Below are 14,909 nucleotides of genomic sequence, written 5' to 3'. Positions count from 1 at the left end.
CGGGTGACGCGAAGCGAACCGGTGGGTAATGTGTGCCGAGATGACCAGCATGGACGCTCGTTTCGGTGATGCCACCCGAACCGTGCCCCTCCCCAACCCGTGGGATCTGTCCGCGTACCTCGCCGCCGTCGCCGCGCACCGGGGTCGCTCCATCACCCTGCACACCGCGCCGAAGGCGTTGCTGCACGAGATCGGTTGCGGCGGCGGGGGTCTGTGGGTCGCGCGCACGCACGACGACATCATCGTCTACGACAGCGAAGCGACCGGACGCAACGCCGACCACATCGTCCTGCACGAGGTGGGGCACATGCTGCTCGGTCACGGCGAGCAGGGGCCGGCGCGCACCGATCCACTGCCGCCGTCGCTGGCGGTGCTGCTGCCTGCGATGTCGCCGCGATCGATCGAACATGTGCAGGGCCGCAGCGATTTCGGCGAGGATCGCGAGCGGGAGGCGGAGGTGTTCGCCGACATGACGATGGTCTATGCGACGTTGCCGCGGCGGCGGGCTCGCTCGTTCCGGTTGTTCGGCCGCGGCCGGTAGTCACCGGTCGTCGTAGGGATCGTCCGGTAAGCGGCGGATGCCGTGGCGCAGATCCTCGACCAGCTGCTGATAGCCGGCGGCCAGCGCTTCGATGCGCACCCACGCGTCGTAGAAGACGGGTTCCGGGGCATAAGTCAGTGCGGTGCTCGCCTGCGCGGTCATCTCGGCGAGTCGGTCCACCAGCCGGCCGACCGTTTCGGGGTGTTCGACCGCGGCGAGTTCCGGGACCGGAGTGGCCAGGGTGACCCAGCGATCGATGGTGCGCACCAGCTGGATCCGCCGCCGCTCGATCTTGATCGACTCGGTGGCCGGGGTGCGTTCGCGCGCCAGATGCAGCTGTGCCAGCTCACCCGCCGCCTCCAGCATCGGGTGGTCCGCGTGCGGAAACCCCCGCAGCGCCGCCAGCAGCAGGTACTTGCCGGGGATGACCCGGTCGTTACCCGAACGGTTCACGTCAGCGGCGCCTGACACACATCGATAGCGTGAACGAGAGTGCCCCCCTCCACGTCGTTTTCACCCACTTCCGTCGGTCCGACACGCAGCATTCGCCCAGCTCCCCACCAGTCGGCCGCCGCGCGCACCGGGCTTCGGCTAACTCTGAGTGACCACACCTTAATCTGCCACTCGGAAGTAATTTCCTGGGGCTATGCCCAACCGACGCGCCGCCGCAGCCAATCCCGGGCAAGCCCGGCGAAGCGACGCTGATGCGTGCGCAGCTTCGGCGAACTCGGTATCACGGGCTTGCGCGAGTTGGTGGCCCAGTATCCACCCATCGCGCACACCACCGCATCGATGGCCCTGGGATCGACCGCAGCGGTGACCGGGTGGGTCGTGATGATCAGGTCGGGATCGACCCCGGCGGCCGCGAACGACGGTGCCAGCAGGACCAGGTCGACCCAGGCCGCGCCCCGGCAGGCCCACGCCCAGTCGACCACGAGCACCGCCGCGTCCGCCCGCCGGAGCATATTGCTCGGACTCAGATCGGTGTGCAGCAGCGTTTCCCCGGAAGCGGCCGCGAGCCAGGTCCTTTCGAGTTCGGCGAGCCGGTCCAGCCGCCGCAGCGACCAGTCGTCCAGGTCGGCGGGCGGGCCCTGCTCGGCGAAAGTGCGCCACCCGACGAACGCCGAGCCCAGCGCGTCCGCGATGGTCGGGGCATGCGGCACCGGGTTCGGCGTCAGCACCCGCGCCATCCGTCCGACAGTGCGCAGCACATCGGACGACTCCCCCGGGTCGGCCAATCGCGGATGCGCGCCCGCGACCTCGTCGAACGCCGCGACGAACCACCCGGCGATCTCTTCGCCGAACCGGCAGCGCGGCGTCGGCATTCGCTCCGGCAAACACCGCGCGGTCCGCGCCTCCGATCGGTACGCGGTCGCGAGATCGTCCGCGGCGTCGATCGCCTTCACGAAAACCCGCGCGCCATTTGCCAACCGCACCCGGGCCGCGAGTCCGTGACTGAATCCGCCGCGCTGACCGACGGCGCGCCGCACCGTGCCGCCGAGCCTTTCCTCGATACCCGCGCGGACCTCGTGCGGCAGTTGCGCCCAGTCGATCCGGAAGGCGGTGTCCTCCTCGATGCCGGTCATGCCCACATCCTGTGCGGTGGCCGCGCCGATCTCCAGTGATCAGGTACCTCGGTCAGCCGGCGTCGGCCAGGTAGTCGGGGCCGCCGACGTAGGTGGTGTGGCCGGACTCGGCGGTCGACGTGGTGGCTTCGGCTACGGCAGCGGCGAATTCGGCAACGGTGGGCAGCGGCGCCTGCTCGCGCCGGGCCGAGACCGCGTCCGGATTCCGGCGTTCCAGCAGTTGCACGATGATCGTGCCGTCGATCATGTCGCCGGAAACGATGTGCAGCGGGATATTTCGCGCGGCGAGCGCGGGAATCATCGCCCGCAGCGCGTCCTCACCGGCGCGCTTGCTCGCGGCGATGGGCTCGTAGTCGGCGGGTACCGGCTTGCGGCCGTGGAAGTGCGCCTGATGGCTCGTGACGAAGACGATCCGGGCGCCGGATGGCATGTGCGGCAACGCGAATCGCGCCAGTCGGGTCTGCGCGTCCCGGTTGATCGCCATGGCGTAGCCGGGCGCGGCCTGGCGCTCGAGACCGCCCGAGGCATTGAGGACGAGCACGTCGATCCGGCCGTACTGCGCGACGACACCCTCGATCAACGCGCGGGCCGAGTCCTCGTCGGAGATGTCCGCCCCCGCGATGGACGCGCTGCCCCCGGTGGCCACGATCTCGTCGGCGAGCACCTTGGCGCGCTTGAGCTTTTCGCGATAGTTGATGATCACGTGATCACCGCCGGCCGCCAGGATCCGGGCCGTTTCCGCACCGATGCCCCGGGACGCGCCCGTGATCAGAACGACCCGCTGTCCGTCTGCTTCGCCCACTGTCGCCCTCTCGATCGCGGGCCCGGCGGCCCGGCGAATTGCTTCTAATTCAGAACCACTATGGTAGTTCTAAATGAGAAGCGCAAACGGGGCGACGCCACCGAACGGCGGGCGAGATCCGGCGAACGCGCCGATCCTCGCCGCAATGGAGCTGCTGGGCCAGCGCTGGGTGCTGCGCATTCTGTGGGAATTGGAACCAGGCCGCCTCGGCTTTCTCGAGCTGCGCCGGCGCATGGACAACTGCTCGTCGAGCATGCTCTCGGTCCGGCTCCAGCACCTGCAAACCGCGGGCCTGATCGTCAAGAACGCGGATAAGTCCTACGAGTTGACCACCGCCGGAACCGGCCTCACCGCCGCGCTGCACCCACTCTGGGACTGGTCCCGGCACTGGACGCCCACCGGGGGCGAACCGGCGGTTTGACCTTCGGCCTACCTGAGACTTCATGATGACCGGGTGGCAGATTCCGACAGGTTGATCACGATCGGCGTGCTCGCGCGAGCCAGCGGGCTCACGGCGAGCGCGCTGCGTTTCTACGACGACTGCGGGCTCTTGGTGCCCGCCGAGGTCGACCCGCTCACCGGATACCGGTACTACACCGCGGACCAGCGGGCGCGCGCGACGCTGATCCGCAGGCTGCGGGCCATCGAGATGCCGCTCGAGTCGATCGCCGACATCCTGACCGGCGACGTCCAGCGCGCCGAGCAACTGCTGGATCGGCACGTGGCCGAATTGCACCGGCGGGCACGCGCGGCCGAACAGGCCGCGGTGACGATCAAACAGGCGCTGGGCGGCGACCGGGTCACCGTGCCCGCGGCGCTGCTCGCCACGGCGTTCGAGCAGGTACGCACCGCGACCGCGGTGGATCCCGGAATCCCGGTCCTGGCAGGCATTTCGTTCGAAGTGGACGCCACGTCACTGACGCTGACCGCCACCGATCGGTACCGACTCTCGACCAGGAGCGTGGTACCGCTGGAGCGCCAGGGGGTGGACTGGTCCCTGGTCGTCGACGCACGCGAACTCGGCCCGATCATCGAATGGCTCGGCCGGATCGACGAAATCGTCGCGGCGCCAACGGATCAGGGGCTGCGACTCGTCGGCGCCGGCGAACAGCGGTGCTGCCCCGTGGTCGACGAGCGGTTCCCGGACTACCGCGCCATGCTGGACGCGCTCGCACCGCCGCGGCTGCGCGTGGTCACGGCCCGCGAACCGCTACTCGCCGCTCTCGAAAGCGACTCCGCCACCGTTCGATTCGCGACCGACTGCACCGGGCTCACGGTTTCGGACGCCCACGGCGCGCACCGGCGGTTGCCCGCCGAGCGCACCGGTCCCGATCTCGCGTTGACTTTCACCACCGCGACGCTGCGGCCGGCCATCCACAGCGCGCTCGGCCCGGATCTCATGATCGATATCGCCGCCGCCGATCGGCCGGTCGTCGTCCGTTCCGCCACCGACGGCGATTTCACCACCCTCGTCATGCCCACCCGCCCCGCACCGCAGGAGAACCGATGACCACCACCGACACCACCATGACCGCCATCACCCACGCGGTGGAACTCGGCCGCGCCGGGCAGCCCGACGCCGCCCGCACCGCACTGCTGGACCTCTGGGGTTCCCTCGGCCCCCAAGGGGATCCGCTGCACCGCTGCGCACTCGCGCACTACCTGGCCGACCTGCACGACGACCCGGCCGAGGCACTCTCCTGGGATATCCGCGCCCTCGATGCCGCCGACAGCCTGACCGACGCCCGGGCCCAGCAGTACCATTCGTCGCTGCAGGTCCGCGGCTTCTATCCGTCGCTGCACCTGAACCTCGCGGACAATTACCGCAGGCTCGGCTCGTTCGCCGCCGCCCGCCGCGAAATCGCCGCCACCCGTAGGACATTGCCGAACCTGCCGGACAGCCCGTACCGCACGGTCATCGACACCGCGCTCGACGAAGTGGAAACAGCCGTGCAGGCCGGCGATACCAGCCCCCGCGCGTCCGCCCCCACCGGCCGACCCGGCGCCGGTGCGTAGGGCCGACGCTTTCCCCCAACCAGAAATCAGCCTGTCGTTCAGGTTGAGCCAGCCTTGATGTCGACGGGATTCGACGGTATGTGAACCCCCGAGAACCAACAGGTTTAGGCTGTGCGCCGTGGTCGAATCCCAACCGCCAATCGCACCCCATCCCGATATCGCCCCCTTGGCTGCGCTGCTCGGCACCTGGCGCGGCAACGGACACGGCGAATACCCGACCATCCAGCCGTTCGATTATCTGGAAGAAGTCCGGTTCGGTCATCTCGGCCGTCCGTTCCTCACCTACCGGCAGCGCACCCGCGCGGCCGACGACGGCCGCCCGATGCACGCCGAAACCGGATATCTGCGCTGCCCGCGGCCGGATCGGGTGGAATTGATCTTGGCCCATCCCACCGGGATCACCGAAATATGCGAGGGGGCACTGACCGTCGACGACGGCGCGCTGCACCTGGAATTCGACTCGACCAGCATCGGCCGTTCCAGTACCGCGAAACTCGTAACAGCACTCGGCCGCACCTTTCAGGTCAAGGGCGACACGATCGACTACACGGTGCGCATGGCCGCGGTCGGCGAGCCGCTGCAACACCACCTCGCCGCCACCCTGATCCGCGCCGAGTAGCCCGGAAGAAATCTCTCCCGATTCGATGGAACCGAACGCCGTCGTGTCGCGTCGAACCAGTATCGGACCCGGACGGCCGCCGACGTCGTCGTCCTCCGGCGTAGCCGACCTGGTACCGGACGACGACAACGGGAGGACCCGATGGCCGAAGAGCTCCGAGTACGGCCCGATCAGCTGGACGAGTTCGCCGCCGCACTAGCCGACCTGGCGGGCCAGGCCGGCTCCGCGAAGGATTACGCGGCCACCTGGTTCGCCTTCGGCGACCACGACGGCCGGATCTATGCGCAGGTCAAAAGCATGCTCGATGAGGTACGCCGGAATCTCGAGTCCAACTACACCCACCTGCGGGTGCTGAGCGAGACCGCGTCGACGGAACTCGCCGAGAGTGCCGAGATGTACCGGACCACCGATCTGGCCACGGCGATCCGCCTGGACCGCACCTACGTCGGGGTGCCGAAGTGACCGGCCCGGCGACGGCCCTGCAGATTCCCGAGGCCACCGATCCGCTGCCCGGCTGGATTCCCTTCTTCCTCGGCGGGAACTATGTCTCCCCGGCCTATTACATCGGTCAGGCAATCCAAAGCATCACCGGCACCGATGTATTCGGCCTGGCCTCGGAGTTCGTCGCGGGCGACTGGGCGGGGGTGAAGCAGGCCGCGGACGCCGCGGGGAACCTGGCCGGATTCAACGCCGCTTTCCACGATTCGCTCGCGACCGAGTGGCAGCGCCTGCTGTCCGAGTCGTGGCGCGGCAACGCCGCCGACCAGGCCCGCGGCTACTTCGACCACCTTGCGGGCGGCGTCGAATTCCAGGTCAGGGCACTCCAGGAGATCGAACGCACCCTGAACAACATCGGCAACTCCATGCTCAACCTGGCCCGGCTGCTCGGCGACCTGCTGCAGGACATCGTCGATTGGACGATCATGTGGCTGACCGAGATGGCCGCGGCCGCGGTGCTGTCCTCGACGCTCGTCGGCGCTCCCGGCGCGGCCGCGGCCGCCGCGGTGGCCGCCGCCCACGCCGTGATGATCTTCGCCAGATTCGAGCAGATCCTGACCGTGACGACCGGCGCGTTCAAAACCGTCGTCGGCCTCGGCGCCACCGCACTGGAACTGTCCAACAGACCGCCGAGCGAGCTGCCGCCGCTGGGCACTTCGACCTACGACCATCCGGGAGTGTGACCGAATGCCACAACAACCCGAGGTCGTCTTCGACGTGGCGCGGGGCGATCTCGGCGCCGCCCGCCACCTGCGTCGCTCGCTCGAGGTGCTCGCGTCCTCGACCGCGGACCCGGAATTGCGCCGCAACCTCGGCGAGGTATTGGCGGGCCGAGCGAGCATGCGCGAGTTCGGCAAATCCGAGGGATTCGCGCGACTGCTCGACGGCATCGCCCAGGGCATGTTTCATCGAGCGGGCGCGATGTCGGCCGCCGAGCGCGAACGACTCGCCGCGCTCGGGCAAGCGGAACTGGATCAGCTGCGCGAGTCCGGCGCGTCGCACGATCAGCCCGATCCCCCGGCCGCAGCGCGCCCCGAGAACCGTACACCGCACCGCGACCCGGTCGTCGACCCTGGTGAACCGGACGCGGACGACCGGTACTTCGAGGAGCATCGGCGCCGTGGCTGGCTCGAATAACCGCTACCGGAGCGGATTCGACCTGCCGTTTCCTGGCGGATGGGATCGGCGGGCGTTCTACTCGCATCGGTACGCGGTCCTGCCCTGCTGCGTCGCGGTGGTACTGCTCATTCCGCTCAGCGCGGTCGTGCTCGAGCTCGGCCGCCTGGTGCGCGGCACAGCCGACGCGGGCACACTGCTCGGCGCCGGTATCTGGACCGCGGTGACCGTAGGCGTGCTGTGCGCGCTGTGGCGAGCCTGGCCGAAAGACGCGGTGGTCCAGGCGAGCACCGTGATCACCGGCCCCGAGGCCCAGTCCGCGCTGGCGATCCCGGTGCGGCTGCCGTCCAGAGTCCGGCCGGTGGCGCTGGCCGCAGGCGGCGTGCTGCTGATCGGGTGCGGCGTCTGGTTCATGGTCTGGAAATTCGGCACGGACCCGTCGCTCGGATATCTCGGCTGTGCGGGCCTGAGTACCGTGGGCGCGCTGGGTCTTTTCCTGGCGCGCCATACTTTTCGGCCGTACGTGACGCGGGCGAATACCGGAATACTGCTCACCCCGCGGCAATTGCGCACCGACCACGGCACGGGCCCGATCACGCTCGACTGGACCGATATTTCCGGCATTCACGCCGCCCATGTCCGCAACAGTCCGGCCGCGCTCGTTACCGCCGCGGCGACAAACATGATCGTCGTCCTGGTCGATGATCCCGCGGTGCTCGGTCCGGACGATCCGACGACCACACCGGACGAACGTTTCCCCGATGCGGGTTACCTCGCCTACGAAATACCCCATCAGCAAATCGACACCGACCCCACCCTGGTGTTCCACGCCCTGCGCTATTACCTGCACCACGGAGAGCACCGCCGCGAACTCGGCACCGATGCGGCGTTGCGCCGATTCCGAAAGGGACATTTCGCCGTCCCGGGCGATTCCAACGCCTCGGCAGAACAGACCGATCCGGCGAAATCCGGATAGCGTCCGACCAATAGCAATGGGCGCGGGATTTTATCTGTCCGAATGGCCCGTTCCGCGTACTTGTTCCAGCATCGATGGATTTCGCGACAAGGCCGCGGGCCCGCTGGGTAATCTCACCGCAGACCATTCGAGAATGTGACCCATACCACTATGGCCTGCGCTGTGCCATCGGCCACATGTCCTTGTTCACCGAATCGCCCAGAGATTACGGTTCGATCAACCAGCAAACTTCCAGTCAACTTCGCGTGGCGAACCCACCTGAAGCAAGAACCCCGTCGACACCCCTTACCTGAGGGAGCCGAACCATGAAGCGTTCCACCACCATTCTGGCCAGCGTCGCGATCATTCTCGGCGGCGCGGCGACCGTCGAGATCCTGGACGGCGGTGACGCCGGCGCCATAATTCTGGAGCACGGCGCGTCCTCCAGCAATCAACAGGCCGGACCCGGCAGCAGCCAGCGGTAGCAGCCGTCAGTAACCACCGGGCAATGCGGCGAACATATCGCGGGTTACCGCGACCGCATTATCCGAACTGCCGCCCTTGACCAGCAGGGTCGCGAACGCCATATCCCCGCGATAGCCGACGAACCACGAGTGCGAACCGCCCTCCACCTCGGCCTCGCCGGTCTTGCCGTACACCTCGCCCTGATCGGCGATCCGCTCGGCGGTGCCGCCGGTGACCACCCGGCGCATCATCGCACGCAACCCGGCGATCACCGCCGGGTCGGGCGCGGCGCCGGGATCATCGATGGTCGTGGTGCGACCCGCGATCAGGTAGGGCACCGGCAGCGAGCCGTGCGCGATCGTCGCGGCCATCAACGCCATGCCGAACGGGCTGACCACCACCTTGCCCTGGCCGATGCCGTCCTCGGTGCGCTGCACCAGCTCGTCCGCGGGCGGTACCGAACCGGTGAAGGTCGGCAGGCCCGCGATCGTGTAGCCGGTGCCGAGTCCGAATTTCATCGCGGCGTTGTGCAAAGCGGTACCTGGCAACCTGCTGGCTATGGTCGCGAACGAGGTGTTGCACGACCGCTCGTACGCCGTGATCATCGGTACGTCCCCGACGGTGAAGAGATTGTAGTTGGGAATCATGCGCTCGCCGATGATGATTCGGCTCGGGCAGGGCAGCACCGTGTCCGGCGTCGCGATACCCGTGGACATCGCCGCGGCCGCGGTCACCGTCTTGAACACCGAACCGGGCGGATATTGGCCGATGGTCGCCACCGGCCCGTCCCGATCGGCCGCCTTGTTCTGCGCGATCGCCAGGATCGCGCCGGTGGAGGGACGCAGCACCACCATCATGGTCTGGTCGGGGCGCAGGTCGACCGCGCGTTGCGCGGCGTTCTGCACGTTGCGGTCCACGCTGAGCGAGAACGACGGCGCGGGTTGCGCCGGCACCTCGGTGAGCACGTCGGTATCGGCGCCGTTGGCGTTCATGGTGACCACACTCCAGCCCGCCTTGCCGTCGACCTCCGCGATCACCGTCTTGCGCACCTGCGCGAGCAGGTCCGGCGCGAAATTGCGATCGGTGGGCACCAGATCCCATTCGGAGGTGAGTTGCACGCCGGGCAACCCGATGAGATCGGTACTCACCTGGTCGAATTCGTTCTCGTTGAGCACCGTGACGGTGTACACGCCCGTGGTCGCGGTGGCCGCGTCCCGGATCGCTTCGGGGGTGAGCTTCGGATCGAAGCGGTTCAGCGCGGCCGCGAGGGCGGTCGCCACCGCGCCGGGGTCGGGCGCGTTCGCGGCGGTGAACGCGACCCGGGACACCTTGCCGGGCACCAGCACATCGCTGCCCGCCTGCTCGTTCACCCGGGCCCGCGGCGCGGGCGTGGCACGCAGCGCGAGCGTTTGGGTGTTGCCGAGATTCGGGTGGATGTTCGACGAGGTCCAGCGCACCACCCAGCGGCCTTCGCTGCGGCCCATCTGCAATTGGCCGGTGTAGCGCCAGGTCCGGTTCTTGGGCAGCCGCCACTCGTAGGTGTAGTCGACGGTCGCGGTGTCACCGCTGACCCGCGCCGAGCCGGTGCGCGCGTCCAGTCCCTCCGCCTGCAACTGGTCCCACGCGGAATTCATTGCGGCGGTCGCCTTTTCGGGTTGGTTGGTGAACCGGGCCGCGGCCGCCGGGTCGCGCCCGGCGAAGGCCTCGACGAAATCGTCCGCGATCGGCGTCGGCCCCTGCGGACCGCCGCCACAGCCGACGGCGGACAGCGTGAGCACCGCCACGCTCAGCGCGCCGAGCAGCGATTTTCGCAACGGTACCGTCCTGGTCTGCATCGGCACCGATGGTAGTGGCCACCTCCGGGCAAACCCCGGCGGCACACCGTGTTTCAGTCGAGCAGGATGGTGGAGAAGGTCGCGATCTGCCGGAATCCGACGCGGCTGTAGGCGCGGCGGGCGATCGCGTTGTAGTCGTTGACGTACAGGCTCGCGGTCCGCCCGGAGGCCACGACGGCGTTCGCGACGGCCGCGGTGCCCGCGGTGCCGCGGCCACTGCCGCGATGTTCCGGATGCACCCAGACGCCTTGGATCTGACCGGTGCGCCGCGACAGCGCCCCCACCTCCGCCTTGAACACGACCTCGCCGTCCTCGAAACGTGCCCAGGCCCGGCCGGATTCGATCAAGCTCTGAATGCGCCGCCGATATCCGCGGCCGCCGTCGCCCGCGCGCGGATCGACGCCGACCTCCTCGATGAACATGGCGATCGCCGCACCGAGATAGCGATCTATTTCGTCCGGGCGCACCCGGCGCACATTCGGATCAGGAGTCGCCAGTGGCGGTTGCGCGAGCGCGAGCAATGGTTGCTCGCCGCGCAATTCGCGTTCCGGACCCCAATGACCGACCAGCATTTCCCAGAGCGGCAACGCCAATTCGCGCCGCCCGACCACCGAGGACGCTATTCGCGGCCAGCGCACGGCACGATCAGCGAAGGCGCGCAACGCGTCGTGGTCGCCACGCAACGGCACCAGATTCGCGCCGGAGAAACACAGCGATTCCGACGGCCCGCCGCGGCTCCACAATTCACCCTGCCCGCAGCGCGCGGCATCGAGGCCGAATTCCTGGAGCCGGGCCGCGACCATACACGAGGCCACCGGATCGGCGTCCAGAACTCGAAGGACCTGCGCCAGGTCCCGATTCGCGAGCTGCCGCGCGGGGACGTATTTCGCCCTTCGCGTCGGCTCCAGCAGACTCCGCACGTTGACAGCCTGCCACGAATATCCGCGATGTGGTACGGCTATGCCGAACGCAACAGTTCCGCTGTTAGCCGACCGTGACCACGGGCTCGCCCGAACCGGCGCCCTCGCCCATTTCCTCGGCGATCCGCATGGCCTCTTCGATCAGGGTTTCGACGATCTGCGCCTCCGGCACGGTCTTGATGACCTCGCCCTTCACGAAGATCTGGCCCTTGCCGTTACCCGAGGCCACACCGAGATCCGCTTCCCGGGCCTCACCCGGTCCGTTGACGACGCAACCCATCACGGCCACCCGCAGCGGCACCTCCATGCCCTCCAGTCCGGCGGTCACCTCGTTGGCGAGGGTGTACACGTCGACCTGAGCGCGCCCACAGGACGGGCAGGAGACGATCTCGAGCTTGCGCGGGCGCAGATTCAGCGACTGCAGGATCTGGCCACCGACCTTGATCTCCTCGGCGGGCGGCGCGGACAGCGAAACCCGGATGGTGTCGCCGATGCCCTCCGAGAGCAGTGCGCCGAACGCCACCGCGGACTTGATCGTGCCCTGGAACGCCGGACCCGCCTCGGTCACACCGAGGTGCAGCGGGTAGTCGCTCTGCGCGGCCAACTGCCGGTACGCCTCCACCATGATCACCGGATCGTTGTGCTTGACCGAGATCTTGATATCGCCGAAGCCGTGCTCCTCGAACAGACTCGCCTCCCACAGCGCGGACTCGACCAGCGCCTCCGGGGTGGCCTTGCCGTACTTCTCCAGCATCCGCTTGTCCAGTGAACCGGCGTTGACACCGATCCGGATCGGGATGCCCGCGGCGCCGGCCGCCTTGGCGACCTCGCCGACTCGACCGTCGAATTCCTTGATGTTGCCGGGGTTCACGCGCACCGCGGCACAGCCCGCGTCGATCGCGGCGAAGATGTAGCGAGGCTGGAAGTGGATATCGGCGATCACCGGGATCTGGCTCTTGCGCGCGATCGTCGCCAGCGCGTCCGCGTCTTCCTGACGCGGGCAGGCCACCCGCACGATGTCGCAGCCCGACGCGGTGAGCTCCGCGATCTGCTGCAGGGTGGCGTTGATGTCGTGGGTCTTGGTGGTGGTCATCGACTGCACGGAGATCGGGTGATCGCTGCCCACTCCGACATTGCCCACCATCAGCTGGCGGGTCTTGCGTCGAGGAGCGAGAACGGCCGCGGGCGCGGCGGGCATCCCCAATCCGATTGTGCTGGTCACCTTCGGCTGCCTACTTTCCGTCCGTACGTTCCGGGCCGTTCGCCTACGAGCTTAGTCGCGCCCGCCGAACGGCCACCCTGTGACGCCCGCGACAACGTACTCCCCCGAGTGCCGGCGACAGGGTACCGCGCCGACGAAACTCAGAACAGTTTGATCGGATTCACGATGTCGGCCACCAAGGTGAGCACCATGTACGCGCCGCCGATCACCACCGCGACGTAGGTGACCGGCAACAACTTCAGATAGTCCACCGGCCCGCCGGGCGCGAGTCCCTTCCAGCCGCGGATGGTGTTGCGGACCTTCTCGTAGAGGACCACCGCCATATGGCCGCCGTCGAGCGGCAGCAACGGCAGGATGTTGAACGCGCCGAGGAAGAAGTTCAGGCTGGCCAGCACCAGGATGAAGACGTTCCACAGGCCGCGTTCGGCGGTCTCGCCGCCGATCTTGCTGGCGCCGTACACGCTGACCGGGGTCTCCGCGTCGCGCTCGCCGCCGGTCACCGCGCTCCACAGCGCGGTCACCTTCTGCGGTAACTGAGCCAGCGACTGGAAAGTACGCACGAACATGTCGCCGGTGAACGCGCCCGCGGCGGGGATCGCGGCCAGGACGTTGTACTGGACCGGCTCGTAGAAGTCCATGCCGACGCCGACGGCGCCGACCTCACGCCCCGCGCCGCCGCCCTCGGGGTAGCGCACGACCCGCTCCGGGGTCACGGGGATGGTGAGGCTCTGGCCCTTGCGATCGACGGTGTAGGTGAACGGGCCGTTCTGCTTCTGGGTCTCGGACTGGAATTCCTTCCACGTCTTCACGCTCACCCCGTTGACCGCGGTCACCACGTCACCGCGCTGCAATCCCGCGCGCTGCGCCGGACCGGTGCCGGTGCACGGTTGCATGCTGCCGTCCGGATTCTGTTGCGCCACACAGCTCATCGCACCTAGCGCGGTGGCGGGCGGCTGATCGAACCGGGGCAGGCCCCACCCGACCGCGAGGAACACCACCAGGATGTAGCCGAGCAGGAAGTTCATCGCGATACCGCCCGACATCACCACCATCCGCTTCCAGGTGGCCTGGCGGTACATCGCGCGTTCGACCTCTTCGGGCTGCAACTCGTCCAGCGCGGTCATGCCCGCGATATCGCAGAAGCCGCCGAGCGGGAGTGCTTTGAGCCCGTACTCGGTCTCGCCCCGCCGGAACGAGAAGATCTTCGGCCCGAATCCGATGAAGTACCGCCGCACCTTCATACCGGTGGCTTGCGCGGTCCACATGTGCCCGCATTCGTGCAGCGCAATCGAAATCGTGATGCCTAGAGCGAACAGCACGAAACCCAACGCGAACACCATGTGATTTACAGCCCTCCTGCTGTGCGCAGCTCGCCTGATGACATGCGGCCGCCCGGTCCGGCCGCCCACAAACCCGGGTGCGCGAATCCGTCGCGGCCGCGAGCCCACGACCACAGTAACCGGACACCCGCCGGCCCCGGGTGCTCAGTCTGCCAGCCGAGGCTCACCTCGCGAGTCGGAAACCCTCGGACGCCGGTCCCGGCCTAGTCCCGGTCGACCCGGCCACGGGCGAAATCCCGGGCCCACGTGTCGGCGGCCAGGACCTCGGCGAGCGAGGTGGGTTCGGGCCGCCACTGGTCGGCGGCCTCGACCGCCGCCGCGACGGTGCGCACGATCTCGGGGAAGCGGATCTTGCCGTCGAGAAACGCCTGCACCGCGACCTCGTTGGCGGCGTTGTACACGGCGGTGACGCTGCCGCCCGCTTCGCCGGCCCGGCGGGCCAGATCGATGGCCGGGAAGACCGCGCTGTCGACCGGCTCGAAAGTCCAGGTCGCGGCGGTGCCCCAGTCGCAGGAGGCGGCCGCGCCGGGCACCCGGTCCGGCCAGCCGAGGGCCAGGGCGATCGGCAGTTTCATGTCCGGCGGGCTCGCCTGCGCCAGCGTGGAACCGTCGGTGAAGGTGACCATCGAGTGCACGATCGACTGCGGGTGCACGGTGACGTCGATGCGGTCGTACGGAACGCCGAACAGCAGGTGCGTCTCGATCAACTCGAGGCCCTTGTTCACCAGCGAGGCCGAATTGAGCGTGTTCATCGGGCCCATCGACCACGTCGGATGTGTCTTGGCCTCAGCCGGATTCACCGATTCCAGCATCTCGGTGGTCCAGCCGCGGAACGGACCGCCCGACGCGGTGAGCACGAGGCGGTCCACCTCGTCGGCACGCCCGCCGCGCAGGCACTGGGCCAGCGCGGAATGTTCCGAATCGACCGGCACGATCTGGCCGGGCGCGGCCGCGCGGGTGACGAGTGAACCACCCGCAACCAACGACTCCTTGT

18 protein-coding genes are annotated in these 14,909 nt (G+C 68.4%); 10 read left to right on the top strand and 8 right to left on the bottom strand.

Annotated features, from left to right (window positions below):
* Window positions 1–40 precede the first annotated feature (40 nt).
* Entirely contained in the window at window positions 41–541 is a 501-nt protein-coding gene (locus NBRGI_RS12675; protein WP_235210930.1) for a hypothetical protein, read from the top strand.
* Here the strand turns inward: NBRGI_RS12675 and NBRGI_RS12670 are convergent, their stop codons facing one another.
* From NBRGI_RS12670 to NBRGI_RS12660, 3 genes are all read right to left on the bottom strand, one after another.
* Window positions 542–994, bottom strand: a complete 453-nt coding sequence (locus NBRGI_RS12670; protein ID WP_029895803.1) for a hypothetical protein — start codon at window positions 992–994, stop codon at window positions 542–544. It abuts the gene before it with no gap.
* 191 nt (window positions 995–1,185) lie between these two features.
* Window positions 1,186–2,127: a phosphotransferase gene (locus NBRGI_RS12665; RefSeq protein WP_051727698.1), complete on the bottom strand. Its 942-nt coding sequence runs from the start codon at window positions 2,125–2,127 to the stop codon at window positions 1,186–1,188.
* A gap of 52 nt (window positions 2,128–2,179) precedes the next feature.
* Complete coding sequence (locus tag NBRGI_RS12660; RefSeq protein ID WP_029895798.1) at window positions 2,180–2,929, bottom strand: SDR family oxidoreductase; 750 nt, start codon at window positions 2,927–2,929, stop codon at window positions 2,180–2,182.
* A 73-nt stretch (window positions 2,930–3,002) separates the two neighbouring features.
* Here NBRGI_RS12660 and NBRGI_RS12655 point away from each other — a divergent pair, with 73 nt between their 5' ends.
* From NBRGI_RS12655 to NBRGI_RS48115, 9 genes are all read left to right on the top strand, one after another.
* Entirely contained in the window at window positions 3,003–3,350 is a 348-nt protein-coding gene (locus NBRGI_RS12655; protein ID WP_235210929.1) for a winged helix-turn-helix transcriptional regulator, read from the top strand.
* A gap of 33 nt (window positions 3,351–3,383) precedes the next feature.
* Entirely contained in the window at window positions 3,384–4,439 is a 1,056-nt protein-coding gene (locus tag NBRGI_RS12650; protein ID WP_036558765.1) for a MerR family transcriptional regulator, read from the top strand.
* Complete coding sequence (locus tag NBRGI_RS12645; protein ID WP_029895792.1) at window positions 4,436–4,945, top strand: hypothetical protein; 510 nt, start codon at window positions 4,436–4,438, stop codon at window positions 4,943–4,945. Before NBRGI_RS12650 ends, NBRGI_RS12645 begins: the two co-directional genes overlap by 4 nt.
* A 118-nt stretch (window positions 4,946–5,063) precedes the next feature.
* The gene (locus NBRGI_RS12640; RefSeq protein ID WP_014986983.1) at window positions 5,064–5,564 is read left to right on the top strand and encodes a peroxynitrite isomerase; all 501 of its coding nucleotides are present in this window, start codon (window positions 5,064–5,066) and stop codon (window positions 5,562–5,564) included.
* A 141-nt stretch (window positions 5,565–5,705) separates the two neighbouring features.
* Window positions 5,706–6,026 (top strand): type VII secretion target, encoded by a 321-nt coding sequence (locus tag NBRGI_RS12635; RefSeq protein WP_029895790.1) that lies wholly within the window; start codon window positions 5,706–5,708, stop codon window positions 6,024–6,026.
* Window positions 6,023–6,745, top strand: coding sequence for a WXG100 family type VII secretion target (locus NBRGI_RS12630; RefSeq protein ID WP_029895788.1), 723 nt, complete (start codon window positions 6,023–6,025; stop codon window positions 6,743–6,745). The genes NBRGI_RS12635 and NBRGI_RS12630 overlap by 4 nt, the downstream gene beginning before the upstream one ends.
* 4 nt (window positions 6,746–6,749) lie before the next feature.
* The gene (locus NBRGI_RS12625) at window positions 6,750–7,199 is read left to right on the top strand and encodes a hypothetical protein (RefSeq protein WP_051727697.1); all 450 of its coding nucleotides are present in this window, start codon (window positions 6,750–6,752) and stop codon (window positions 7,197–7,199) included.
* Window positions 7,183–8,154, top strand: a complete 972-nt coding sequence (locus NBRGI_RS12620; RefSeq protein WP_029895784.1) for a hypothetical protein — start codon at window positions 7,183–7,185, stop codon at window positions 8,152–8,154. The genes NBRGI_RS12625 and NBRGI_RS12620 overlap by 17 nt, the downstream gene beginning before the upstream one ends.
* Window positions 8,155–8,459: 305 nt before the next feature.
* Window positions 8,460–8,618, top strand: a complete 159-nt coding sequence (locus tag NBRGI_RS48115) for a hypothetical protein (protein ID WP_158439858.1) — start codon at window positions 8,460–8,462, stop codon at window positions 8,616–8,618.
* 6 nt (window positions 8,619–8,624) lie between these two features.
* On the opposite strand, the gene NBRGI_RS12610 is transcribed toward NBRGI_RS48115, so the two are convergent.
* The 5 genes from NBRGI_RS12610 to NBRGI_RS12590 all read right to left on the bottom strand — a co-directional run.
* Window positions 8,625–10,433, bottom strand: a complete 1,809-nt coding sequence (locus NBRGI_RS12610; protein ID WP_029895782.1) for a penicillin-binding transpeptidase domain-containing protein — start codon at window positions 10,431–10,433, stop codon at window positions 8,625–8,627.
* 53 nt (window positions 10,434–10,486) lie between these two features.
* Entirely contained in the window at window positions 10,487–11,353 is an 867-nt protein-coding gene (locus NBRGI_RS12605) for a GNAT family N-acetyltransferase (protein WP_029895780.1), read from the bottom strand.
* A 64-nt stretch (window positions 11,354–11,417) separates the two neighbouring features.
* On the bottom strand, window positions 11,418–12,575 hold the full coding sequence (gene ispG, locus NBRGI_RS12600) for a flavodoxin-dependent (E)-4-hydroxy-3-methylbut-2-enyl-diphosphate synthase (RefSeq protein ID WP_029895777.1): 1,158 nt from the start codon (window positions 12,573–12,575) through the stop codon (window positions 11,418–11,420).
* A 140-nt stretch (window positions 12,576–12,715) separates the two neighbouring features.
* Window positions 12,716–13,915 carry a M50 family metallopeptidase gene (locus NBRGI_RS12595; RefSeq protein ID WP_029895775.1) on the bottom strand — a complete coding sequence of 400 codons (1,200 nt, stop codon included), beginning with the start codon at window positions 13,913–13,915 and terminating at the stop codon, window positions 12,716–12,718.
* A 203-nt stretch (window positions 13,916–14,118) separates the two neighbouring features.
* Window positions 14,119–14,909 (bottom strand): 1-deoxy-D-xylulose-5-phosphate reductoisomerase (locus NBRGI_RS12590; protein ID WP_029895772.1); only part of this gene is annotated, 791 nt, incomplete at its 5' end.

The organism is Nocardia brasiliensis IFM 10847 (assembly GCF_000710915.1).
In the GTDB taxonomy this organism is placed as follows: domain Bacteria; phylum Actinomycetota; class Actinomycetes; order Mycobacteriales; family Mycobacteriaceae; genus Nocardia; species Nocardia brasiliensis_A.
This window is presented reverse-complemented; position numbering and strand designations above follow the sequence as displayed.

Bases quoted from the DNA above. Each gene is read 5' to 3' on its own strand.
- NBRGI_RS12675 (WP_235210930.1), top strand. From the start codon at position 41: ATGACCAGCATGGACGCTCGTTTCGGTGATGCCACCCGAACCGTGCCC.
- NBRGI_RS12665 (WP_051727698.1), bottom strand. From the start codon at position 2,127: ATGACCGGCATCGAGGAGGACACCGCCTTCCGGATCGACTGGGCGCAA.
- NBRGI_RS12655 (WP_235210929.1), top strand. From the start codon at position 3,003: ATGAGAAGCGCAAACGGGGCGACGCCACCGAACGGCGGGCGAGATCCG.
- NBRGI_RS12645 (WP_029895792.1), top strand. From the start codon at position 4,436: ATGACCACCACCGACACCACCATGACCGCCATCACCCACGCGGTGGAA.
- NBRGI_RS12635 (WP_029895790.1), top strand. From the start codon at position 5,706: ATGGCCGAAGAGCTCCGAGTACGGCCCGATCAGCTGGACGAGTTCGCC.
- NBRGI_RS12625 (WP_051727697.1), top strand. From the start codon at position 6,750: ATGCCACAACAACCCGAGGTCGTCTTCGACGTGGCGCGGGGCGATCTC.
- NBRGI_RS48115 (WP_158439858.1), top strand. From the start codon at position 8,460: ATGAAGCGTTCCACCACCATTCTGGCCAGCGTCGCGATCATTCTCGGC.
- NBRGI_RS12610 (WP_029895782.1), bottom strand. From the start codon at position 10,433: ATGCAGACCAGGACGGTACCGTTGCGAAAATCGCTGCTCGGCGCGCTG.
- NBRGI_RS12595 (WP_029895775.1), bottom strand. From the start codon at position 13,915: ATGGTGTTCGCGTTGGGTTTCGTGCTGTTCGCTCTAGGCATCACGATT.